Here is a 21154-nt window from a genome sequence, read left to right as displayed (position 1 = left end):
CGGGTCTTTTGATGCCGGGATGCGGCATGCACCCGATGCGAAGAATCAGGCCTCTCTCGCCCTTTGCCTTGCCACGCTCGGCATCCATGCGGGCGACGACCTCGATCGATTCGTTGAAACAACCTCAATCAGCTGCACATTCCTGCCTCACCGCATCAAGCGTCGTCGCCCCAATACCGTCTTGCCTTGGTCGTAGCACCCCGCGCTCCGCCAGCGCGTTTGCATCGCAATTTCCACCCTTGCCGACTTCATTGATCGGCTGCCATTGAAGTCCTGAAGGCACTTGATCAACCCGAATCAGATAGGTCGCATCATTCCGACCACTCGTCGTGGTTGGCTACTTTCCAGAGAGAGGGTCAGCATGTATCCGAAGCTGCGCCGGGTAACCCCGTAGCATTACACTCGGCTGTACTGTGCGCACATCCACACGGTACCGGGCGCTCGTCTCCATCGGCAGAGTGACAATGCTCAATCTGTACCGCTGGGCGTCCATCGATATGTGCATTGCATAGCGCCAATCCGGCGATGCATGCCATTCAGGGAGAGGCTCTTCCAGGTTGTGTGCCCTGGCCTGATAGATGTCAGAGGTAGCCACGTCCTGCCAGGCGCCGGCTACCCAGCGCTGCAGGGACACTTCAAATGGAACGTGAGCACTACGCATGTCGGGCGCTCTACCATGCTCCGGCCCATGTCGCTGCACTTCAAGTTCCAGCACATAGGGTCGACCGGGATAGAAGTTGCGGGCATTCGTCTCGAACTCGAACCGCACCGCCTGGTCAGGCCGGGTGATGTCGATCGGCTGGATCAGGTCCAGTGGCTCGGGGGCGTCCGGCAGGCGACTACTGCAGGCGCCAAGGGCAGAAGCCATCGTGGTGATTAGAACCGCACAAAGCCAATGGTGCATCCATCGCATGATTCAGGCCTCTCGGCTCCCTGCCACTGGATCCAACCGTAGCCGCCAATACCCGGCACTGCAATCAGAAGAGTCGTAGAACGGAATCGACCATGCTTGGATCACCCCATGCGCGGCCCGGACTGTTCCTGCACCTGGCGCTGCTGCAGCTCGTCCTGCGAGCGTGCCTGTGCGGCTTGCGACAGCTCCTGGGCTCGCTCGAACGACGTTTCCGCGGGCGTCTGCGCGGCTACCGCGGTTGCCATGCTCGCGCGCAGATGCGCGGGGTCACTCGGTTCGCCTTGGACGATGAAGATGTTCTGCGCGGCATCGGCTTGCGCCGTGCGGTTGCTCAACAGCACATGATCGACGTGGGTCAGGCCATTGGCCTTGGCCAGGGCGTACAAGCTGGCACTGATGTTCTCGCTGGTGGCGTCGAACGTGCGGCCGTTCTGTGCGTCCAGCGCGGCTACGCCTTGATTGATCTGCGCCAGCATCGGATCGTTGAGATGGCTGACATCCGCGCCTGCAGCTGCCAGCGCGCGCTCGGGTGACAGCGTGGGCGCGTCGTTCTCAGAAAAGATTTTCTCGCGCAACTTCTGATTGGGCATCTCGTTGAAATGCTCCTTGTTCAAATCGCTGTCCGGGTACGGCGGTTTGATCATCTGGATGGGTTTGACGTTGTAGATCGGCTTGATGTCACCTTCGAAATCAACAGTACGCAGAATTTTGGCGTCATGGATCCCGGCATGCTTCATTGCCGCCCACGCGAAGTCCGTGCAGCTATTGGTGAACATCTCGTAGTTCTTCGAGAATCCGTACTTCTCCGGATTGCTTGCAAACTCCCGGATCCGGTCGAACTGATCCTTGCTGATCTCGATGGTCCTGGAATAGTAGGGATCTACATAGTTCTGAACGTCAGTCTCTACGATGCCACCGGGTACCGTCATGTCGTACCACCGCTGCTCGTACCCGGCAGGCGGGGTGACCGGTTGAAACCCGTGACTCACTCGGTCTTTGCCCAAGGCCGTCTCCAGGTACATATGCCCCGAGAGAGATCGCTGCGTGCTGTTGGCCAGTTCTGTTCCCGGCGCAGCAACATAGATGGTAAGGGTGTGTCGCTCTTCCTTGTCCATTACTTTGATCTCCCCATGTAGCCAACCAACAGTTCAACATTCATCTTCGTCAAGTCAGGTCGATCCTCAAGCAACTCGATCGTCAGCCTGTACATGCCAGGACGTGCCTCTGGAAGAAGCGCCAGACTCAGCGCCCTGTAGTGCAAGCTGGAATCGATCAGCCCGGCTGCCTCCAAAGGCGCAAGCGCAGGACTGATTGCAAACGTTTCTGGTACCAGCCCTTCCGAATCCAAGGGAACAAACCGGCGATCGACGCTGTCGTAGCGCGTCAACGGTAGCTCTTGATCTGTGCCGTCATGCCTTCGGAACAGGCGCACTTTCGCCAGAAATCTCTCGCCATTGAGCAATGTCTGCGCCTCTGAAACGGCCTCCGCGTCTCCGAAAACACGCACGCCGAGGAACACCTGGGGGACCAGACCTACCCCTTCAGGCGGCAGCTCAAACTCCAGATCCACGATCTGCCCCGCCTTGTCCAACGCAACCGGGCGGGTCAGCGGAACCACCGTGCGCACGGCGGCTTCCTCTGCGGTCAGAACCTTCGGCGGGGGCGGTGGCGGCTGGGCAGCGCAGCCAAGCAGCAGGAGCAGGGCTATGGCCAGTGCGACGGTGCGCAGGGGCGGCACGGGGGCGATGTGCATCACGGCGTCCATGGGTCAGATCGGCATTCCATCGGGTCCGTGCCAGCGTGTGGCCAGGCCGATTGCGGAATCTTCGCACAGGCCCGTGAACACGCCTGTAGGGCAAATCTGAAAGGTGACCGGGGCCACGGTTTTCCGGTGGGCCGGAAAGGAGAAAGGCAGGGTCTGCACCCTGCCTTTCCTGCGGAAAGCCGCCAGGCATGGCCTGGCGCTACACCATTTGCTCTCGCCGGGCATGGCCCGGCGCTACTGCGTTACAGCTGGATGCGGGCGACGCTTTCTTCGCTGCCCTTGGCATCCTTTTCGCCATTCTTGATGCTGACGTACAGCACGTTGTTCTTCGCATCCAGGGCCAGGCTGTTCGGGTGCGTGGGCACTTCGTACGTTGCGACCTTCTGGTAGCTGTTGCTGTCGAAGGCGGTGACCGTGCCGCCATCGCGGTTGGTCACGTACAGGCGCTTGCGCGGTGCATCCAGCAGGATGCCCAGCGGGCCGGCATCGGTGGGGATGCTGGCCAGTTCCTTGCCGGTGCTGCGGTCAAGCACCAGCACGCGCTGGCCCGGGTGCTTGCTGGTGAAGCCCTCGCTGCTCTTGGTCATGTAGTTGCGGATCATCTCCGAACCCTGGTCGGTCACGAACAGGCGCTTGCCGTCCGGGTCCACCGCGATGTTCATCGGCTGCTCGGCGGCGATCTTGTGCTCGGCTACCACCTTCTTCGAATCGGTGCCCACCACCACCAGATCGGCCAGCAGGTTGCTGGTGTACACGCGCTTGTTGGCTGCATCCAGTGCCAGGCCCGGGGCCTTGGCCTTGCCCAGGCCAGGAATGGTGTCGATCAGCTTCAGCGTGGTGGTGTCCACCACGAACAGCACGCTGCCTTCGCCGGAATGACCGGTGACGTACAGGCGGTTGGCCGCGCTGTCGACCACCAGCTCACGCAGGTCGTGGGTATAGCCGGCCTTGCCGTCCTTGCCCACCTTCTTTTCCATCAGCTGCACGGTGCCGATGGCCTTGTTCTGCGCGGTGTCGACCACGGTCACCGAGGTGTCCACGGTGTTGCCCACGTACAGGCGGTTGTGGGCGTCGTCCAGCACCACACCGAAGGCCTTGCGCTCCAGCGGAATGCGGGTCTGCACGGCCAGCGTGGTCGGGTCCAGGCGCAGCACCTGCGACGGGCCGGCGTTTTCGCCGAAGCCACCGGACGAGGCGACGAACACGGCCTTCTGGCTGGGGCTGTAGGCCAGCTCGTACAGGCCCTGGGCAACGGCCTGGCGCTGCACGGCGGTGGTGGTTCGGGTGGCGGCGGCGGCGTTATCGGCGAAGGCCGACGGCGCGCCCACGCTGAGCGAGATGGCCACGGCCAGTGCGGCCGAGCGGAAAAGCGACAAACGGTTCATGCGAGCATCCTTGAAAGGGCACGGGAGGGTGTCCTGGCTCGCTGGGCCGTACTGCGACGGCCCGCCCCGCATCTGTCTGCGCAGGGTGGGCTGGCTGGGTTAGCAGGCCAATGGTAGCAGGTGGGGCCGGGGCATGGGCCGCGCGCGGCGGGGCGGCGGCCTCAGGCCATGCGCGGGCCTTGCGACTGCTGCAGCTGCTGGTCCTCCTGCTGCCGCTGTGCGTCGCGCTGCGGCTGCGCCTGGGCAAGCTGTTCGACGCGCTCGAACGAAGCCGCCACCGGGGTCTGCGCCGCCACATCCGCCGGCAGGCTGGCGCGCAGGTGCGCTGGATCGGCGCGATCGCCCTGCACGATGAACAGGTTGGGCGCTGCATCGCCGCGGCGCTCGCCGAGCAGCACGTCGTCCACGCGGGCGAACTGCTGCTCCTTGGACAGTGCGAGAAGGCTGGCGCTGACGTTGGCGCTGTCGGCGCCAAAGGCATCCATCGCAACGACACGCTCGTGGATCTGATTCAGGCGAGGGTTGTCGGCGTGGCTGGGATCTGCGGGCGTACCGGTCCACGCCAAGGCATCTGCACGGGCGGGATCATTGGCATCGGTGGACCACCGCTGTATTGCGTTGGTCTGCTCGGGCATCGGCTTCCATTCTTCCCGGTCCAGCTCGCTGCCTTTCACCTGCGGCCGGATGCTCTGCACCGGCCGATGTTGTCCAACACCTTCAAGGTGCCTTCGTACGTCTTGAATTCACCAAAAATGGTGTTGCCGTGGATACCGGCGTGGTTCAAGGCGCCCCAGGCGAAATCCACGCAGGAGTTGGACCCGAGGTTGTAGTTCTTTACATCGAAGCCATGCTTGGCGGGATCTTTCGCGAACTCGACGATCTTGTCGTACTGCTCCTGCGTAATCTCGATCGTGCGTTGATAGCGAGGGTTCTCATACGTACGAAGGTCGTAATCGACAACCTTCCCGAGATCACTATTACCGGGAACCGGCGTTCGGGTATACCCAAAGCTCTGCTGCGGCTCGCCGGAGCCAACGCGATCAATTGACAGGAACATGTGCCCGACATCGGAGGCGCCAACCTGCTTCCGCTCGTTGTTCTCCAACGCCACCAAGGGCGTACCCGGTGCGGCCAGGTGAACGGTCAGGGTGATTCGTTCAGCAGAGTCGTTTTGCATGTTTACTTCCCACGTTGTTCGTAGCCGACCATCACATCAATCTGGAGTCCTTCCAGATCAGGACGATCCTCAAGCAGATCAATCCGCAGGCGATATCGGCCTCGCTCTCCAAGGCCCGCGCTGGCCCACTGCAGTTCCCTGTAGCTCAGCTGCTGGGAGTAAAGCCCCGCTTCGGCCAAGGTGCTCACTGCAACATCCGCGCCCCATAGCCGTTCACCCACAATGTCCGTTGCCAACTTCACCTGGCTGCGACCGTCGTCGGAAACTTTCCACAACGGAACGGGCTCGGGCGAAGGGGTATCCAGCCGTTCCAGTACCACGCGCGCCTTGAGCCCGTCACGCTCGATGGCCGCGGTCACTGCGTGTGCCTCCGCCGGCTCCCTACCCTCGCTTCTGAGTCCGATGATCAACGTTGGGGTGGCGGACTGTTCAGGCTCCGCTGCATCAAACGTCACATCCACGATCCGCCCCGCCTTATCCAACCGCACGCCGCGGGTGAACGGCACCACGGTGCGGGCGTCGGCCTCGGCGCGGGTGAGCAGCTTCGGCGCTTCCGGCGACGAACCACTGCCGCAGCCCACCAGCAAGGCAAGCGCCGCAGACGCAACAACTGCATGCACCGCGCGCATCACTGCTCCTTCAACCGCAGCGAATCGGCCACGTCGGTCTGCGCCGCCACTTGGGTGGCAATACTGGCGCGGCGGTGCCCGGGGTCGTTGCGGTCGCCCTGCACGATGAAGATGCTGCCGGCGGCGGGGCTGTCCTGGGTGGGGCGACTGAGCAGCACGTGGTCCACGCGTGACAGGTTGTTCTGCTTGGCCAGCACCAGCAGGCTGGCGCTGATGCGCTGGCTGGTGTCATCGAAGGTGCGCCCGTGCGCGGCATCCAGTTCGGCCACTTTCTGTATCAGCTGTGCGAACAACCGATGGTCGGGATGCGAGGGGTCCAGCAGCGTGCCGGCCACTTCAATGGGCGTGGGCGGCGGCTGATCGTCGGGCCGTACTCCCTGGCGGTGCAGTTCGGCCTCGCGCTCGGGCATCGGGTGGTGATGCTCGGCGTTCAGATCGCTGTCCGGGAACGGTGCGGCAATGCACTGGATTTCCGGCAGGTTGAACAGCACGGCGAATTCGCCCAGGTCGCTGCCACCATCCAGCGGCGCGGGCAGCGGGTGCAGGCGCGCGTAGTTCAGCGCGGCCCAGACGAAATCGCTGCAGCGGTTGATGGTGGCCGGGCGGTCCACGTCGAATTCGAACTCGGCCGGTTCCTCGGCAAAATCGCGCAGGCAGCCGTAATGCTCTTCGGTGATTTCCAGCGTACGGCTGTAGTACGGGTCCACGTGCTCGTCGGCGTCGTCGTGGCGCACCTGTGCGTACTGCACGCCGCTGGCGATTTCGCCCGGCGGCAGGCGCGGTGGCGCGAAGCCATAGCTGTGGGCCTCGTCACCGGCGGCCACCTGCAGGAACATCTGCCCGCGCGGCGAGCTGCCGCCGCTCTTCAGCGGGGTGCCCGGCGCGGCCAGGAATACGGTGACGGTATAGCGTGTTGCCTGCTCCATGCCTGCTTTGCCTTGTTGGGTACTGCGGTCCTGGCCGGATGATCGCACAGGTGGGTGGAGCGGCAGGTGGAGGTTGGGGCGGCGGCGCAATTGGCTTGCTGAATGTGTGAACCAGCGAACACTGACGCACGAGAAACACGTCCAGACCATCGTGCGCCAAGCGCCAGCAAGTACCAGCGGCCTTGCCCTGGGCAGTGGACAAGGATGCCGCCACCGAGCAGCTGCGTCCCTCATCCTTTCAAAACCGCTTGGAGCGTGACAGGCGTCGTGGCGCACGCTGCAGACGCTGCCATATTGTGCTGCGTACACCGCAAGGAACGGCCGCATGAACCTGCCACCGCCGGGCCGCTGGTTGGCCCTGGCCATCGCCTTGCAGCACAGCCTGCAGCAAGGCTCCCTCCAAGGAACCGGAGCACCGGGAGACCCCCATGACCAGTACCGCACAGTCCCACACCGTGGACGGCTACACCTACACCACTGCCCCCGTGGAAGCCGCGCTGGGCCCACACCGCTACGCCTTCCCCGCCAACCTGTACGACGACCAGATGGGTCCGGCGGTGGGCGGCGGCGTCGGCCTCACCCTGCTGTGGCCGGACCTGCAGGCGGCACCGCCGGGCACGCGCGCCTCGCGCAGCATGTCCGACCACCACCGCGCCATCAGCCTGTCGCTGGACTACATCGACGCAGTGCCCATCGCCGAGCTGCTGCCACGCAAGACCAGCACCGAAGCGACCACCGAGGACGGCTCGATCAACCGTGACGACCCGCGCCGTCGGCTTGACCTGCGCACCGCCGGCACGCCGCACTTCGGGCTCACCCCGTACGCCATCGACGAAACCCGCATGGCGCAGTTTTCCCAGGCCTATGCCGCGCAGCGCGGCGCGCCGCCAGTGCGCTCGCCCGAAACCGACCAGGAGTGGTACATCGCCCGCGACGCACAGGGCGCGCTGGCAACTTTCATTACCTGCAACCCGCCGCAGGATGGGAACGAGGGCCTGACCCTGCAGGGCACCACGCTGATGGACGATCCGGCTGTGCCGGTGGCCACCTGCCTGCATACCTTCATCGACCCGCAGGATGGGTTGTCGGTGCGTGCGATCTATCCGCGCGTGCTGCTCAAGGACTGGAAGGCCGTCGAGGACGCCACGCGCGCCCTGCTGGCCCGCTACAAGCTGCGGTAACCGACCACGGCTCAGGAGGAACGGCAGCCGTCCGTGGGCCGTGCAGAGGGCAGCGCATGCGCCCTCTGCACGGTCGACCCGATCAGTCCAGCAGCAGTTCGATCCGCCACTGCTCAAGCAACGTCTGGCTATCCTCGCCGGCATCTCAAGAATCTCCCGAACCCGCCGCTAATGCCGTTCAAGCGCCCGTTCGAGAACCCGATGAGCACCGAATACAGCACGCCGCCGTCCCAGGCCGCCACCGTCAACCCGATGCGTCTGCCCAACACCCTGCACCTCACCCTGGGCGCATTCGCCATGGTGATGGGCCTGGTGCTGCTGCTGGGCGTCAGTAACGCCGAACAGGTACGCGCCATGGGCCTGGGCTCGGTCGGCCGTGCCATGACCGGCCTGACCCTGCTGCTGTTGGGCGGCGTGCATGTGGGCGTGGCCATGCGCTACTTCCGCTTCACCGTGCTGCCGGGCGAGGCCGGGCAGATTGCGGTGCCGTCGGGCACCGGCTCGGTCAGCAACCACCTGGTGGGGCTCATCAATGACGGCATCACCGTGCGCCAGCGCCCGGATGATCCGCTGCTGTCCATGCTGTATGGCCTGGTGCCGCACCTGATCAACGCGCCGTCGGCCATCCGCTGGCATGCCGAAACCCAGCTGCGCCGCGCCGTGTATCTGGCCGGTGTGCTGGTCAGCTTCGCGCTGGCGTGGGTGTTCGCCCAGCCTGCGGCCTTTGCCTGGATGGCCGGCCTGTACTTCGCGCTGGCCGTGCTGCTGCTGAAGCCCTTCGCCACGCTGGCGGCCATCCGCCGCGGCGCCATGGAAGCGGCCCCCGACACCGTGCCCGCACCGCGCTGGGGTGCGATGGTGGCGCTGCTGCTGGTGTCCATTGCCGGCCCGCTGGCCATCACCTTGTCGCCGGTACAGGTGCCGACGCCGCCCTTTGCCGTGGCCACCGTCGTGCTGCCCACCATCGCGGTGCTGGGCAGTGCGCTGATCGCCAGCGCGTTGTTCACCGTTTCGCTGATCGCCCAGACCGGCGGCTACAGCGCCTCGGCCGCGCGCCATCTGGTGCGAGAGGATCTGCAGATGCCCGATCTGACCAGCGGCCTGCTGGAGCGCCTGAAGACGCGCATGCCCTACCCCAGCCAGTACTACGCGCAGGACCACGATGTCAGCAGCGATGCCTTCGACGGTCACCTGCTGCTGGAAACCGAACCGCGCGTGCGCGCCGACCAGAGCGCACCGCGCTTGGCCGAAGCGTTTGCTGCCGCCTGGAATTCGGACACGCAGCGTCCGCTGCTGGCGCTGGGCCTGTTCGGCCTGGTGCTGGGCCTGGTGGGCGTGGTGTTCGCCTTCCTGTACGCGCGCAGCAGCGGCGCGGCCATGATGGGCCTGATCGCACTGGGCTTCATTTCCTCGGCGCAGTTCGCGCTGGCATCAGCGCACAAGCTGTGGAACCGCGTGGACTTCCAGTCCACCGTGTACCGGGTCAGCTACCGCGGCACCTACCACCGTGCCAAGCGCGTGGCGGGCAATGCCTACGCCGGCAACGGCACGCTGGCCGAGGGCGCCGTGCGCTTCGGGCCGCTGCGGGTGGCGGTGTGCGTGGCTGAAGTGACCTCGGTGGCCTTCGCGCGTGACGGCAAGCGCCACATCACCGCGCTGGACCTGCTGCCGGACGAATCGCGCGCCCTGTTCGGCGTCTTTGAGGACTACAGCCGCGATGCGCAGGATCGGGCCGGCCAGTTCTACCAGCAGGAACACCAGGTGCGTGAGGTGATGAGCCAAGGCGCACGCCCGCCGGAGCTGCCGCAACGCCAGCAGACGGTGGAACAGGTGTAATGCACGGCCCCCGAGGTTCGCCTCGGGGGCCTTTCTTTGAGTGAAAACGTGTCGCCAGGCGTTACGCTGGCTGGCACTGGAAACGGAGATTCCCGATGTCTCGATTCACTGTGATGCTGGCGCTGGCACTGGCGGCGCTCACCTGTGGCGCACCTTCCGCTGCAGCCAGCGCCCAAACGCCCGCTGTTACCACTGAGGTGTTCATAGAACCCGGTGACAACGCCGGCTTCGTGCTGGAACACGCCCCTGCCACGCTGCATGCGCCGCTGCCGCGCCTGCGCGAGGGTGTCCAGGCACCGCCGTTGCCGATAGTCGTGGCGGCCGATGTGGATGCCACCGGTGTGGTGACCGATGTGTTGGTGGAGCTCTCCAGCCGCCTGCGTGATGTGGATCGTGCGGCGTTCAGCGCGATCAACCAGTGGCGGTTCGAGCCGGTGGTGATCGATGGCGTGGCCGTGCCGGTGAAGTTGCGGGTGAAGGTGCAGTTCCTGGCGGAGGACTGACAGGCGACTTTCGGGCGGGCGCTGAGCGCACGCGCCGCGCAAGCGGTCTAGCCCGCGCTGGCCGCACGCACCTGTATGTCCTGCTGCACGCGCTCGTCCTCCAGCTGCTGCTGCGCAAGATTGGCCGCTGCACGCTGCGCCGCCTCCTGGCTGACCGCATCGAACGCCTGCAGCGATTCCTCCACCGGTGTCTGCACCGCCTGCTCGGTGGGCATGTCGGCGCGCCGGTGGGCGGGGTCGGCCGGATCACCCTGCACCACGAACAGCCGGTGGCCAGCGGGATGCTCTGCGGTGGCGTTGCTGACCAGCACGTGGTCCACCCGCTCCAGGTCGTTGTCCTTGGCCAGCACCAGCAGGCTGGCGGCCACCCGCTCGCTGGTTGCATCGAAGCTGCGGCCGTATCGGGCGTCCAGGTCCTGCACGCGCTCGCAGATCTGCTGGTAAAGCGGGTAGTCGGCATGGCCCGGGCGCGTGGGGTTCGTTGTGTCCTCAGGCGCGCCCCGCAGCGGCTCAACAGCGCCGGGCTGGGGCGCAGATGCGGGTGCCGCAGCTTCGGGCACTGCCTCCTCAAGCACCACCTCGGGCGCTGGCGCAGGCTTGACTGCGCTCTGCTCGCCCTCAGGCGCCACGGCGCGATCGACGGCGGGCTGCTCCGCAGATCCCTCTGGCACAACCTGTGCCGCCTCCGGTTGGTTCTGCAGCGGCGCTGCAGCTTCCATCTGTACGTCCGGCGCAGGGGGCGGGGGCGGCGGGTCTGCGACCGCAGTGCTCGCGTGGGCCATGGGCTCGCGTTCAGAGGGCTCGTCCCGCACAAGCTGGGCAGTGACAGGCGCTGCCTCGGCCTGCGTTGGCAGTAACTCCGGCGTAGTGTCGTGGCTCGGCTGCAGCGATGGCTCTGCAGGCCCAGGCGCGGAATGCGTGGTAGCGGGACGTTCGGCCTCTACCTGCGGCGCCGGGTGCTGCGCGGCTTCGGTGCGCCGCGTGGGCTCGGCAGCTTCCTCAACGTGCCGGGATGGCTGGGAGGTTCGTGGGTCATCCGTCGGCAGCAGTGCATTGGGATCGCGCTCCCGTGTTGGGCCAGCTGGCAGCACCGGTGGCGCAGCTGCAGCCGTCGGCTCAACGGGCGTGGGCGGGCGATGCCGTTCCGCTGCGCGCTGTGCTTCGGCGACGGCGTCGCGCGCGTCGGCAGGTGCGGGATCGTCCGGCCGCGTATGCTGTGCAGCAGCCGACGCCACCTGCCCTGCATCCACCGTGGCCGCGCCCTGCCGATTCGCCTCCTGCAGCGCCTGCTGGTACGCCTCCTGTTCACGCGGCGACAGTGCGGCAATACGCAGCTCGGGCGGCTCGGGTATCGGCGCCTGCTCGCCAGCGCGCTCGCGCACTTCACGCCACGCCGCCTGCAGCTCTTCGGTGGTTGTCGTGGCAACCGGCCGGGCCACACCGTCTTCGCCCACCTGGTAATGGGTGATGGCGCGCGATTCACCCGCAACGCCGTCCACCGGGGGCGCCAATTGCTGCAGTGTGGGCCCATTGATGCCGTGTTGGCTGCGTGTACGCTCCATTGCCAGCTCGATGGCGTCCATCCACTGCGGCGAAGGCGTGATGCCGGCCGAGGCGTATCTATGCCGGACCTCGTTGCGGTTCATCTCCGCATTCGTGGGTGCCGGCCTGGCCTCCAGTTCGGCAAGGTTGCGCTCGAGCGCATCCAGCGATGGCTGCTGGATGGTTCGGGTCAGCTCCAGCTCCAACGCCATGTTGCCCTGGGCCACTACGCCCTGGTGCGACCATTGCCCAGCCGCATCGCGGTGATACAGGGTGTTGTCCGACCCAAGAATCGCATCGGGCTTGGCGCGTGCCGCGTCCACGGCGTCCGGCACCAAGGGCACGAAATCACTGGCGCGGCTTGCCGCGCGCGCTTCCAGGTAGCTGGCTGCGATGGCCGCCTTGCCATGCGCGATGTTGTCTTCGATGCGCTGCACGGCCTGCCGGTTCAACTCGGCCGCACGTTCCGGGGTGGCTATCTGGGTTTCGTACACGCCGCGATCGTTGGCCCCCACCACGTCTGTCTTGACCTGTCGGATCCATTGCTCGGTCTGCGGATCGCGCTGCCAGTTCTGGTTATCCAGACCGTTCACATCCTGCGGGCCAGCGGGAAGGTTGAAAGGGTTCTGCGGCTCGGGCGCCTTGCCCAGTGCCAACTCGACCGCACGCACGCTGGCCTTGGCACCCAGCTCACGCGCCTTTTCATAGCTGGCACCCACGCTGAACTCGACAGCGTTGGGCGAACGTTCGGCGGCATTCTCCAGCCTCGCGTGGCGCTGCCAGTTCAGCCCGTCGAACTTCCAAGGCACACCCGCCGCGTCTTCCTGCTGATACACCGCACGGTTGTCGAGCAGATCGGCGCCCTTGTCGAAGGCCTTGCTCATGAACAGCGCGTCGGCCGCCACCACCGCCGCCGGCACGAAGCTGGATGTGCCGATGAGCGATGCCGTGGCCATGCCGCCCAACCAGCCCCCGCCACTGCGTGCGAGTGTGTGGTTGAACTCGGACTGGGCGGCGGTGCCATTGCCCTGCTGCAGGTGCTCGGAAATGCGTTGGGTGGTCAGGATCGCGTCCACGCCGGAGGCGAGGAGACCGCCGGAGCGGACGAGCTGGCTGGCGGAGGCTTCGCCTATCAGGAGGTCGAGGGTTACGAAGCCGCCTTGCTGAGATCGCGGTGTTCGGATGCGGTATCCAGCATCTTCACCCAGCACACGCTCCACCATGAGAATACTCGGCTCGGTCATCACAACCCGACCATCGTGATGCGCGTTAGCTATGGCCAGCGACAAGCCGCTGCGCTGAAGCTCGATGTTTCCCCCACGAATCAGGGGCCTGGAGTCATGCTCGATGCGATCAAGCGTGGTGACGATTCCTCCTTCGGAATGCGTGACAGCTGCCCACCCCAGATCGATCCCAGACAAACCTTTCAGCGCTTGAATCTGGGTGGAGTGCTTCTGGTAGTACTCAGGGATAGCATCAAAAAAATCACGAACGCGCTGGTTCGTCAGTGATGAGGTTCCCCCCACCGGGGTATTTGTGTTCAGGTCGCCATTGATGAGGCCGACTTTCACGGTATCCCGTAGTGCCTCCACGCGCGCCGAAACTCTGTCAAGGGCATCAGCATCATTCAACAGGGCAGCCCTACCGTCTCGTGACCGTTGGATCTCATTGAGACGGCGAATCATGCCGTTCTGGTATTCGCCCAACGGTCCACCGCTGTGCGGTGTAATACCCATAGCGTCTGCATATGCAGGATTTGCAGGAAGAAACAGACGATTCTCTTGAGCATGGATGTCGAAGCGACCAGCCTCTTGCAACTTTGCCAGCAGAGGGCTGTGCCTTAGCGTCTGCTGCTCGATCGCGTGATGATCCTGCAGATGAGTAGTGTGTCCAGCCACAAACCCTCCTTGGCCTACTTCAGGCGGCTATCAGCAGTTCACTGCGTCGTAGAACCAGAGTCCATTTGAGGAGCTCTTGGTGACTATTCCGGCGGCTTCTACCGCCTCCTTGAAGACGCGATCACAGAACACACCTTCGTAGTACGGGAGGCGGAACACGTGTGCATCGCCAATGACCTCCCGTTTGAACGCCAAACGCACATCGCCGGTAAGTCCATAGTATTTACCCTCTTCGTAGTCATCGCTGACAATGATCTTCAACTGAGATGACTCTTCGTCCAGCGCGTCCAACGTTCTTACAACGTCACATAGAAAGTACGAATCTCCGCTTGCTCCGTCGGCGAAGCGGTAATCGGTTTCGTTGAACGCAAATGCCGCGGGATCCACCGTCTCCATGACATGTCGAAGCCGTGCTGAGACAAGCCAATACCCACTCATGCCTGCCTCAAGATCCTGAGGCGGCCACCCCTCCTTCTCGTAGTACACGAGACGAGGAACTTCGCGGAGAGCCGGGAAGCCACCGCTATCCGGACGCAGCAGAAAGTGTGGAGGCGTCTTGAGTTCCGATTCATTCACAAAAATCACGCCATGCCCCTTGCCGCGACGCCTTGCATCTGGCCGCAACTCGAAGTACTCGCCCTTCTTCGGAACATTCGATGTCATGGGGGTGTCCTAGCTAATAATCGAGAGAGAAAAGCTTACCGCCAACCTGGATGCACCAGAGGAGAACTCAATATAGATCGAAATCCGTCAGGCGAAGCGATCCAAGCGACGACGCCGGCAACCTTTGAAGGCTAAAGGATGACAATCTAGGTATGCGCAGCATCATTGAAGCATAGAACTTTCGTCGCATCGCGACAGCCATATTGCACTCCGACAACCTCATCACACAGTCATCGACTTCAGAGGACAGGGCTACCAAAGCTCCAGGCGAGCGCCTAAGTAGTGCCGCCTCTGCCATGGCTTGGAAGCCACCGCCCTTTAGACGCAGGATCAAGCGCGGAAGCGTGCGCAGGCTTGGAAGGTTCTCAAATGCCACACGATGCCCCCTTCCCCGTCGGCTGGCATCCTGCATCAGGAGGACGAACTCGCACCACTCAGTCTGACTCATGCGCGAAGGCTCCATTCCATGCAGATCATCATTAATTCCCGCTCCACGATGATCAGATGCGTGCTGCATCGATGATGGAGATCCCGCTCAGCCTTGTGGCCTTGGGAATCCCCGCCGCCCGGATGGCGTCGACGAAGCGGCGGTCGGCGATGACAAACGTACTGAGCGGCGTAAGGAACACGTGTGCGCCACTCAGGGCGCTCCTGTTGAAAGCCACGCTCGCCCCACCGGTGATCGAGTAGAACTTTCCATTCACGAAGTCGTCGCCCACTTCTATGTCCAGCCGGGATTTTTCCTCATCGAGTGCGTCCAGCTCACGCACGACATCGCATAGGAAGTAACGCGGTCCCCGCACGCCGTCCGGCATGCGGATCTCACACTCCACAAATGCAAACGCTTTCGGGTCGACTGCGCACATGGCATTGCGTAGACGCTCGGATACAAGCCAATAGCCATCGAAGCCACCCTCCAGATCGCGCGGCGTGGGCCCTAGAGACGCGTCAAAGATGATGCGCGGCGTTTCGCGCAACTCGGGAAAGCCACCATCCTCCGGACGCAGGATGAGTCGGGGCGGCGTAAGCAGCGCCTGCACATTGTCGAAGACGGTACCTCGAAAAGGATGATTCGTCTCCAGATCAGGCGCGAAGAGGAAGTACTCTCCCGTCTCGGCCAGGCCATTGCCTGTGGGCTCCATCGCGTGCCTCCTTGGCATCCCTGTAGCGCTGCAACCCGCTTCTATACGGCCAGCACCAGATCCCCATTGATCAGCGCGACTTTCATAATGTCCTGCAAGTCCCGCACAGCGCCCACTGCCCGTGCGACCGCGGCCGCCTCGGCAGGCAGGTAGAGCCGGTTCTGCGAGGCATTCATATCGAAGGCTCCGGCCACGTCCAGACGCCGAAGCAGTGGGCTGCCGGCAACGATGGTCGGCCCAATGATCAGCTGCAGGTCGAACAGCCCTTCCTGTTCATCACTATTGGACATGCTTCTCCCTTCCAATGGGCACCCGGCAAGATGGCCAGCAACGGCCTCTTTTTACTCGGGGCTGGGCCTTCGGGCAATCGGAATGCAATGAAATCCTATATGGAACGGACCTGCGTCACACCCCGCGCCCGCCACGGCGGGGAACCCATCACCGGGCCAGGTCTCCAAGGCACCGGCCTAAGAACTCGAACACAGCCGTGCCCAGCACAGGGAGGTACTCGGGCCTTGCGGCTGGGGGCCATCGCCCCCGGCGGAGGCCAGAGTTCTTCTTGCAGCTTCAGATATCTGTTGCGTCCGTAAACCACAGCCCTCGGGATATTTCCCCGCCACCGATTCCAGCGGCCAGAACCGCAATCCGCAGTGCGCTGTCGCAGAACACCAGATTTCCTGAGTAAGGCGTCCGGAAAATATGCGAGGCTCCAATCACATCCTTGCGGAACGCCAAAGAGCTTCCTCCTCGAAGGTCGTAGAACTTGCCTCCTGGATAGCCTTGGTCTCGAACAACATGAAATGTTGAAGCGTCTTCATCGACCGCGTCCAAGACGCGAGTAACATCACATAGGAAGTAGCTTGGCCCCTTGGAGGCATCAGCAAGCCTGTAGTCGCACGCCACAAATTCAAATGCGTCCGGGTCGAATGAGACGAAAACGTCACGTAGGCGGGCCGAGACCAGCCAGTAGCCACTCATTCCCCCCTCGAGGTCCTCCGGAGGTTCACCCTTCTTGGGCGAATAGACGAGTAGCGGCTTTTCGATCAACGGAGGAAATCCCCCTCCCTCAGGACGGAGAACAAGCCGTGGAGGAACCCTAAGGTTTTTGACATTCTCGAACACCACGCCATGCCCCCTCCCGCCACGAGTTGTGTCAGGCATCAGCAGGAAAAACTCCCCACGCTTGGGCAGGTTTGACTTCGATGGCTCCATACTTCTCATCTTCCCCTGAATACCGGCTTCCAGCCTAATTGCAGCTGGAAGTTGCTGGAAGAGGTATTCATATCGAACAGCTCCCCCTGTTCAAGTAACCGGCCTGAGAACTCGAACACAACCCTGTCCAGCGCCGGAAGGTACTCTGGCCTTGCGGATGGGGCCATAGCCCCCAGCAAAGGCCAGGAATTTCAAGGAGTTCAACATGCAAGGAAGACAACTGATATGGGCAACTACCCTCGCGCTGTTCTGCGGAACAACCCATGCCCAGACCTCCGCCGCCGCTGCCGCTGCAGATTTGGACGCGGAAATGGAAATCGTTACCCGCAACTACATCACTGAAAACCCCAGCGTTTCGATCGATGACGCCATCACACGGCTCGCCATCCAAGGCGAACTCAATCCCACGTTCGAAGCGCTCAGGGACGAGTTCGCGGTCCGCCTGTCCTCCCTTTCGTTGCGGCATGCACCCGATCAGCACATCTTCGTGGAACTGACCGGAACTGAGCCGGTGCCTAACCGGGTAGTGAAGACCGAAAGCGGAAGCACGCGCGTGGTGTTCGAGACCGGGAACGTGCACACGGAAGCGGAGTTCAGTCGGATACTGAAACGGAACAATCCGCTGATCTTCAGCTTGATTCCAGGGGTGACAGGCATCTCGGGCTTTCCCGGCGAAAACCGCGTGCTGATCATGATCGAGGGCGATGCGGAACTGGCCAGAAGCCTGGACCCGCAGGTGAGGCAGCTGGCGCGCACCATGGGGGTCGAGGTAGACATTGAGCCCAACCACCGCAGGTCACGCAATCTCTACACTGCACCTGAAAATTGAGAACCTCACGACCAAACCACGCCAGCCTTTCAGTTCGCTCACCCCACGCGCATGCCTCCCGCCGTCTGCACGCCTGCATCGCGCTGCTGGCTCTCCTGCTGACGTTGCTCAGCCAATTGCACATCGATCTGCTGGCTGCGATTCACTTCGTCGGCAAACATCTGCTGCGGCTGGCTTAGATCGACCATCGCCCGATATCCGGGTGTCGTGCCCATGACAAAAACCTTCCCGTCGTGAAGCACCGCCTCACGCAACTGATCTGGTTTCTGTATGCCGGCTTCCCTTGCCGCGTTGACGGCAGAAAGCACCTGCTCATCACTAACGGTGGTCGCCAGCTCTGAGCGCATGCGATCAAACAGTTGTTGCGAGTCCTTCGAGAGTGCAATTCGCTCAGGAGACTGCTGACCTTCCACCTCGGTCAACAGCCTTTGCAAGCGCGTTGGCTTCTTCGGAAGCGGATTCTCCTCAAGCGTGTTGAGCGTGCTACTGGGGAATGGCTTGGGAATGCTCTTCAGCGCATCCAAATTAGGCAGCACCTTCATCGTCCCATCGAAGTCCCGGTCCGGACTGTCGAGCTTTGGCCGAAGTCCCGCTTGACGCAGGCCCGTCCATACGAAGTCGACGCAGCTGTTCGATGCTCCGTTGTAGTACAAGCCAAACTGTCTCTCGTTTCTATTGATTCCAGCCTCGCCGTACGCCTTCAACTTCTCATACTGCTCCTCGGTGATCTCCAACCGATAGGCGTAGCGCGGATTCTGATACGTCTTGTATTCGTCCTTTACGACCTGGCCGGGACCCATGACGCCGGTACTGATTGGAGAGAATCCATAGCCATGCTTGTCTTTCGAATTGGATACCATGAAGTACGCGTGGCCAGCGGAGGAGGAATGGAGCGATCCGTCCTGGTTCGCCACCGTGGTACCCGGCGCTGCCAGATACACAGTCACGGTATAGGGGCCCTTGCCCTCTCCAGCGTGTGCCACGCCACCGGTACCAGCCTGGGATGAGTTCTGCATTTGACTCTCCATGTCTTACTTCACGTTGTAGTTGGCAACAAGAAGCTCAACCTTCAGATGTGCGATGCGCGGATTCTCCTGCAGGTTTGTCACCTGCAGACGGTATCGTCCAGGCGACAAGCTCCCGGCTGTCGCACTGGCCACCTCGAATTGGCGATAGGCCATGGACATGTCGTATTTTCCGACCTTTACCAAGCTGTTTGAATCGGCTCCTGTCGGCGAGCGCAGCGGAAAAACGTCACTTTTTGCTTGAATGAAGACGGGGCTTCCGGGCACTGGCGAGGGGTTGAGCCGATGCAGGACCACCGGCGTCTCATCGCTCCCATCCACCTTCCACAACTGCACTCGTAGGGGCAGCTCCGCCTTGTCCAGGAAATCCGCATCGCCGGGCTTCATGTCTGGGCGCCCCGGTGGGCCGCCCGTGCGGAAGCCAATCAGGAATGTCCGAGGCCGGGGGTCATCTTCCCAAGGCGGCGGCAGCTCGAACCGCGCCTCCACTGCGGCGCCTGCGTGAACAAGATCCATCGGCTTGGCGACCGGGAAACCATCGCCATAGACAGGAGGTTGCTTGCCACCGCACGCGGCCAGTAGCAGCGGCAAGGGCAGCATCCATTGCTTGAACAGGTTCCTCATCCTCACCTCAGACCGGGGAGATACATCGCGAACATAACGCGCGGCTTGTTTATACACCCCAATGCCGTGGAACGCCTGAAGGATGCCTCCGAACGGCAGGGACTGAGCGCTGCGTCTCTGTTACTCGTACGCGAAGGGTCTCTCTGCCTTGGAACGTGTCGACGGATCGACCTGATCCGAGCCAATCGCGACTCGTGAGAAGCGTGAGCGGTGGGAGGAGACCTGTTCGTATCCGTATAGTGGCTCCATCACTGGAATGGACCTGATGATGGACACTGTCATGCCGTTCAACTTCGAAGCCCGAGAAAGTCCACCGTAGTAGAACGGAGCGGAATCTCTATCTTCCGACCCAGGATGCTTCCAGATGCTCAGTTGGATGCGGCGATAGTCGCCGGCACCGCATCAACGACCATGAAGGATCAAAACATGCCAAGTACGTTCTATCCAGATGCGAAATCAGAAGCCGAGATGCAGAACGTGGTAAGGGTCAGCCTCTCCCGCCTGCAGGGCGGCGGGCCATCACCTGCAGAATATTGGTATGTGTTCTCCCGCAACGACGAGCGCGGAGGGGTCGCGGGGGCGGAAGGAGGACTTGATTGGCCCTTCAGCGAAGAGGGGGGTCGGGAGAAAATTTACTCGCTCGATTTCACACATCCGCAGTCATTGAAATGCTTGCTCAGCAAGAAATCAGCACTGGGTAGCACCGAGGACGATTTTTCGTTTCTGCGCAGGATCGTTCATGCGCTGCTAGCGGCTGCTGGCTCCGGCGTCAGCTCACCGATCACCGTTCGCTACGTCGCCTTGACCACCCACGATGCCTTGGCCGGCGCGGGGGTGCGCGCGAACGCGCATCACGTGCTGGATTCGCTGGACAGCTACCTGCTTCTCGCCAGCCTGGAGATTCCGCCAAGGGATTGAGGACGAAACGCCTCAAGGGCCCGGCAAGGCGCCCTTGGTATGCGTCTATGAAAAGGGGGCGAACCCCAAAGCCCCCGCCGCCCCTGACATCCCCATCACCCGCTTTCACGCCGCTGGAATCGCAGCCTGCGCACGATCAGTCACACCCCCAAGCAGACCCCAGCGATGGCCTCCAAAGCCTCGCCATCTGATCCTGATGCAGCAACTCGCCCCCGATTTCTGGAACCTGCGCGGCACCTTCAAGGTCGCCGGGCTGCTCGACGTAGGTACGCAGCTTTCCGTACTCCGCCGCAGCAATGGCCGCTTCTTGGTGCTGGACAGCTACACCCCCAGTGACGCCCAGCGTCAGGCCCTGCTCGGCCTTACCGCCGGCGGCACACTGGTGGACGCGATCATCAACGTGCATCCGTTCCACACCCTGCACTGCGAGCCGCTGCACCGGCTGCTGCCCGCTGGCCGCCTGATCGGCACCCGCCGTCATCTGCAGCGGGCGCCGCACCTGCCGTGGGATCCGCACGTGATCGAGGACGTGTCCACCCAGGCCGACTTTGCCGACGACCTGGATTTCTCTATTCCTGCGGGTCTGGATCTGATGCCGGCCAGTGACAGCGTGCACGCCGGTTCGGTGCTGGTCCGCCACCGCCACAGCGGCATTGTCCACGTGGATGACACGCTGAACGTGCTGGCAGCGCCCGGCGCGCTGGGCAGGTGGCTGCCGCAGTCGCGCCTGAAGTTCCACCCCACGCTGCCGCGTGCCCTGCAGGCCCGCGCCGGTGCCGCTGATGCGTTTGATCGCTGGGCCCGCGCATTGGCCGAGCGCTGGGCGGGCACCCCGTTCGTCTGTGCCGCCCATTCGGCGGTGCGCGAGCTGCCCGCCCATGGCTGGCGCGACGAAATGCTGAAGGCCCTGCACAACCTGCAGGGTGCGCTGCACCGCCATCGCCGTCGCTACGGCTGACGCCCCTACTACCCTCGCCCTCCCTTCC

General features: G+C 63.2%; 20 protein-coding genes. 6 read left to right on the top strand and 14 right to left on the bottom strand.

Annotated elements, in window-relative coordinates; genetic code table 11:
• Positions 1–1014: 1014 nt before the first annotated feature.
• The 7 genes from C1922_RS02390 to C1922_RS02365 form a co-directional block, all read right to left on the bottom strand.
• On the bottom strand, positions 1015–2028 hold the full coding sequence (locus C1922_RS02390; protein WP_234413452.1) for an XVIPCD domain-containing protein: 1014 nt from the start codon (positions 2026–2028) through the stop codon (positions 1015–1017).
• The gene (locus tag C1922_RS02385) at positions 2028–2666 is read right to left on the bottom strand and encodes a hypothetical protein (RefSeq protein ID WP_159091842.1); all 639 of its coding nucleotides are present in this window, start codon (positions 2664–2666) and stop codon (positions 2028–2030) included. The genes C1922_RS02390 and C1922_RS02385 overlap by 1 nt, the downstream gene beginning before the upstream one ends.
• A 254-nt stretch (positions 2667–2920) precedes the next feature.
• Positions 2921–4063, bottom strand: coding sequence for a YncE family protein (locus C1922_RS02380; RefSeq protein ID WP_108748319.1), 1143 nt, complete (start codon positions 4061–4063; stop codon positions 2921–2923).
• Positions 4064–4224: 161 nt separating this feature from the next.
• Entirely contained in the window at positions 4225–4758 is a 534-nt protein-coding gene (locus tag C1922_RS20620; RefSeq protein WP_234413451.1) for an XVIPCD domain-containing protein, read from the bottom strand.
• A complete protein-coding gene (locus C1922_RS20615) occupies positions 4734–5240 on the bottom strand; it encodes a hypothetical protein (protein ID WP_234413449.1) in 507 nt (168 codons plus the stop codon). The genes C1922_RS20620 and C1922_RS20615 overlap by 25 nt, the downstream gene beginning before the upstream one ends.
• Before the next feature lie 2 nt (positions 5241–5242).
• Positions 5243–5869, bottom strand: coding sequence for a hypothetical protein (locus C1922_RS02370; RefSeq protein WP_108748318.1), 627 nt, complete (start codon positions 5867–5869; stop codon positions 5243–5245).
• Positions 5869–6795: an XVIPCD domain-containing protein gene (locus C1922_RS02365; RefSeq protein WP_108748317.1), complete on the bottom strand. Its 927-nt coding sequence runs from the start codon at positions 6793–6795 to the stop codon at positions 5869–5871. The genes C1922_RS02370 and C1922_RS02365 overlap by 1 nt, the downstream gene beginning before the upstream one ends.
• Before the next feature lie 428 nt (positions 6796–7223).
• Here C1922_RS02365 and C1922_RS02360 point away from each other — a divergent pair, with 428 nt between their 5' ends.
• The 3 genes from C1922_RS02360 to C1922_RS02350 all read left to right on the top strand — a co-directional run bounded on the left by C1922_RS02360 (position 7224) and on the right by C1922_RS02350 (position 10315).
• Positions 7224–7976 (top strand): hypothetical protein, encoded by a 753-nt coding sequence (locus C1922_RS02360; protein WP_234413447.1) that lies wholly within the window; start codon positions 7224–7226, stop codon positions 7974–7976.
• A gap of 171 nt (positions 7977–8147) precedes the next feature.
• Positions 8148–9812: a hypothetical protein gene (locus C1922_RS02355; protein ID WP_108748316.1), complete on the top strand. Its 1665-nt coding sequence runs from the start codon at positions 8148–8150 to the stop codon at positions 9810–9812.
• A gap of 95 nt (positions 9813–9907) precedes the next feature.
• A complete protein-coding gene (locus C1922_RS02350) occupies positions 9908–10315 on the top strand; it encodes a TonB family protein (protein ID WP_108748315.1) in 408 nt (135 codons plus the stop codon).
• A gap of 47 nt (positions 10316–10362) precedes the next feature.
• Here the strand turns inward: C1922_RS02350 and C1922_RS02345 are convergent, their stop codons facing one another.
• From C1922_RS02345 to C1922_RS02325, 5 genes are all read right to left on the bottom strand, one after another.
• A complete protein-coding gene (locus tag C1922_RS02345) occupies positions 10363–13755 on the bottom strand; it encodes an XVIPCD domain-containing protein (RefSeq protein ID WP_325051578.1) in 3393 nt (1130 codons plus the stop codon).
• Between the two features lie 30 nt (positions 13756–13785).
• On the bottom strand, positions 13786–14418 hold the full coding sequence (locus tag C1922_RS02340; RefSeq protein WP_108748313.1) for a DUF1629 domain-containing protein: 633 nt from the start codon (positions 14416–14418) through the stop codon (positions 13786–13788).
• Positions 14419–14918: 500 nt separating this feature from the next.
• The gene (locus C1922_RS02335) at positions 14919–15560 is read right to left on the bottom strand and encodes a DUF1629 domain-containing protein (RefSeq protein ID WP_108748312.1); all 642 of its coding nucleotides are present in this window, start codon (positions 15558–15560) and stop codon (positions 14919–14921) included.
• A gap of 41 nt (positions 15561–15601) precedes the next feature.
• Complete coding sequence (locus C1922_RS02330) at positions 15602–15850, bottom strand: hypothetical protein (protein WP_108748311.1); 249 nt, start codon at positions 15848–15850, stop codon at positions 15602–15604.
• A gap of 277 nt (positions 15851–16127) precedes the next feature.
• Positions 16128–16772, bottom strand: a complete 645-nt coding sequence (locus C1922_RS02325) for a DUF1629 domain-containing protein (RefSeq protein ID WP_108748310.1) — start codon at positions 16770–16772, stop codon at positions 16128–16130.
• Positions 16773–16977: 205 nt separating this feature from the next.
• On the opposite strand from C1922_RS02325, the gene C1922_RS02320 reads away from it, so the two are divergent.
• Positions 16978–17601 carry a hypothetical protein gene (locus C1922_RS02320; protein ID WP_108748309.1) on the top strand — a complete coding sequence of 208 codons (624 nt, stop codon included), beginning with the start codon at positions 16978–16980 and terminating at the stop codon, positions 17599–17601.
• 38 nt (positions 17602–17639) lie between these two features.
• Here the strand turns inward: C1922_RS02320 and C1922_RS02315 are convergent, their stop codons facing one another.
• The gene (locus C1922_RS02315; RefSeq protein WP_234413446.1) at positions 17640–18617 is read right to left on the bottom strand and encodes a lytic enzyme; all 978 of its coding nucleotides are present in this window, start codon (positions 18615–18617) and stop codon (positions 17640–17642) included.
• Between the two features lie 15 nt (positions 18618–18632).
• Positions 18633–19250 carry a hypothetical protein gene (locus C1922_RS02310; RefSeq protein ID WP_234413444.1) on the bottom strand — a complete coding sequence of 206 codons (618 nt, stop codon included), beginning with the start codon at positions 19248–19250 and terminating at the stop codon, positions 18633–18635.
• Between the two features lie 426 nt (positions 19251–19676).
• Here C1922_RS02310 and C1922_RS02305 point away from each other — a divergent pair, with 426 nt between their 5' ends.
• Together C1922_RS02305 and C1922_RS02300 are read left to right on the top strand one after the other, a co-directional pair.
• Positions 19677–20168 (top strand): hypothetical protein, encoded by a 492-nt coding sequence (locus C1922_RS02305; protein WP_108748307.1) that lies wholly within the window; start codon positions 19677–19679, stop codon positions 20166–20168.
• A gap of 196 nt (positions 20169–20364) precedes the next feature.
• On the top strand, positions 20365–21126 hold the full coding sequence (locus C1922_RS02300; RefSeq protein WP_108748306.1) for a hypothetical protein: 762 nt from the start codon (positions 20365–20367) through the stop codon (positions 21124–21126).
• The last annotated feature ends 28 nt before the right edge of the window (positions 21127–21154 follow it).

Source organism: Stenotrophomonas sp. ZAC14D2_NAIMI4_7 (genome assembly GCF_003086675.1).
In the GTDB taxonomy this organism is placed as follows: Bacteria; Pseudomonadota; Gammaproteobacteria; order Xanthomonadales; family Xanthomonadaceae; genus Stenotrophomonas.
This window is presented reverse-complemented; position numbering and strand designations above follow the sequence as displayed.

Excerpts from the sequence above, each read along its gene's own strand:
- C1922_RS02390 (WP_234413452.1), bottom strand. The coding sequence starts at position 2,028 with ATGGACAAGGAAGAGCGACACACCCTTACCATCTATGTTGCTGCGCCG.
- C1922_RS02385 (WP_159091842.1), bottom strand. The coding sequence starts at position 2,666 with ATGCACATCGCCCCCGTGCCGCCCCTGCGCACCGTCGCACTGGCCATA.
- C1922_RS02380 (WP_108748319.1), bottom strand. The coding sequence starts at position 4,063 with ATGAACCGTTTGTCGCTTTTCCGCTCGGCCGCACTGGCCGTGGCCATC.
- C1922_RS20615 (WP_234413449.1), bottom strand. The coding sequence starts at position 5,240 with ATGCAAAACGACTCTGCTGAACGAATCACCCTGACCGTTCACCTGGCC.
- C1922_RS02370 (WP_108748318.1), bottom strand. The coding sequence starts at position 5,869 with ATGCGCGCGGTGCATGCAGTTGTTGCGTCTGCGGCGCTTGCCTTGCTG.
- C1922_RS02365 (WP_108748317.1), bottom strand. The coding sequence starts at position 6,795 with ATGGAGCAGGCAACACGCTATACCGTCACCGTATTCCTGGCCGCGCCG.
- C1922_RS02360 (WP_234413447.1), top strand. The coding sequence starts at position 7,224 with ATGACCAGTACCGCACAGTCCCACACCGTGGACGGCTACACCTACACC.
- C1922_RS02355 (WP_108748316.1), top strand. The coding sequence starts at position 8,148 with ATGCCGTTCAAGCGCCCGTTCGAGAACCCGATGAGCACCGAATACAGC.
- C1922_RS02350 (WP_108748315.1), top strand. The coding sequence starts at position 9,908 with ATGTCTCGATTCACTGTGATGCTGGCGCTGGCACTGGCGGCGCTCACC.
- C1922_RS02340 (WP_108748313.1), bottom strand. The coding sequence starts at position 14,418 with ATGACATCGAATGTTCCGAAGAAGGGCGAGTACTTCGAGTTGCGGCCA.
- C1922_RS02335 (WP_108748312.1), bottom strand. The coding sequence starts at position 15,560 with ATGGAGCCCACAGGCAATGGCCTGGCCGAGACGGGAGAGTACTTCCTC.
- C1922_RS02330 (WP_108748311.1), bottom strand. The coding sequence starts at position 15,850 with ATGTCCAATAGTGATGAACAGGAAGGGCTGTTCGACCTGCAGCTGATC.
- C1922_RS02325 (WP_108748310.1), bottom strand. The coding sequence starts at position 16,772 with ATGGAGCCATCGAAGTCAAACCTGCCCAAGCGTGGGGAGTTTTTCCTG.
- C1922_RS02320 (WP_108748309.1), top strand. The coding sequence starts at position 16,978 with ATGCAAGGAAGACAACTGATATGGGCAACTACCCTCGCGCTGTTCTGC.
- C1922_RS02315 (WP_234413446.1), bottom strand. The coding sequence starts at position 18,617 with ATGCAGAACTCATCCCAGGCTGGTACCGGTGGCGTGGCACACGCTGGA.
- C1922_RS02310 (WP_234413444.1), bottom strand. The coding sequence starts at position 19,250 with ATGAGGAACCTGTTCAAGCAATGGATGCTGCCCTTGCCGCTGCTACTG.
- C1922_RS02305 (WP_108748307.1), top strand. The coding sequence starts at position 19,677 with ATGCCAAGTACGTTCTATCCAGATGCGAAATCAGAAGCCGAGATGCAG.
- C1922_RS02300 (WP_108748306.1), top strand. The coding sequence starts at position 20,365 with ATGCAGCAACTCGCCCCCGATTTCTGGAACCTGCGCGGCACCTTCAAG.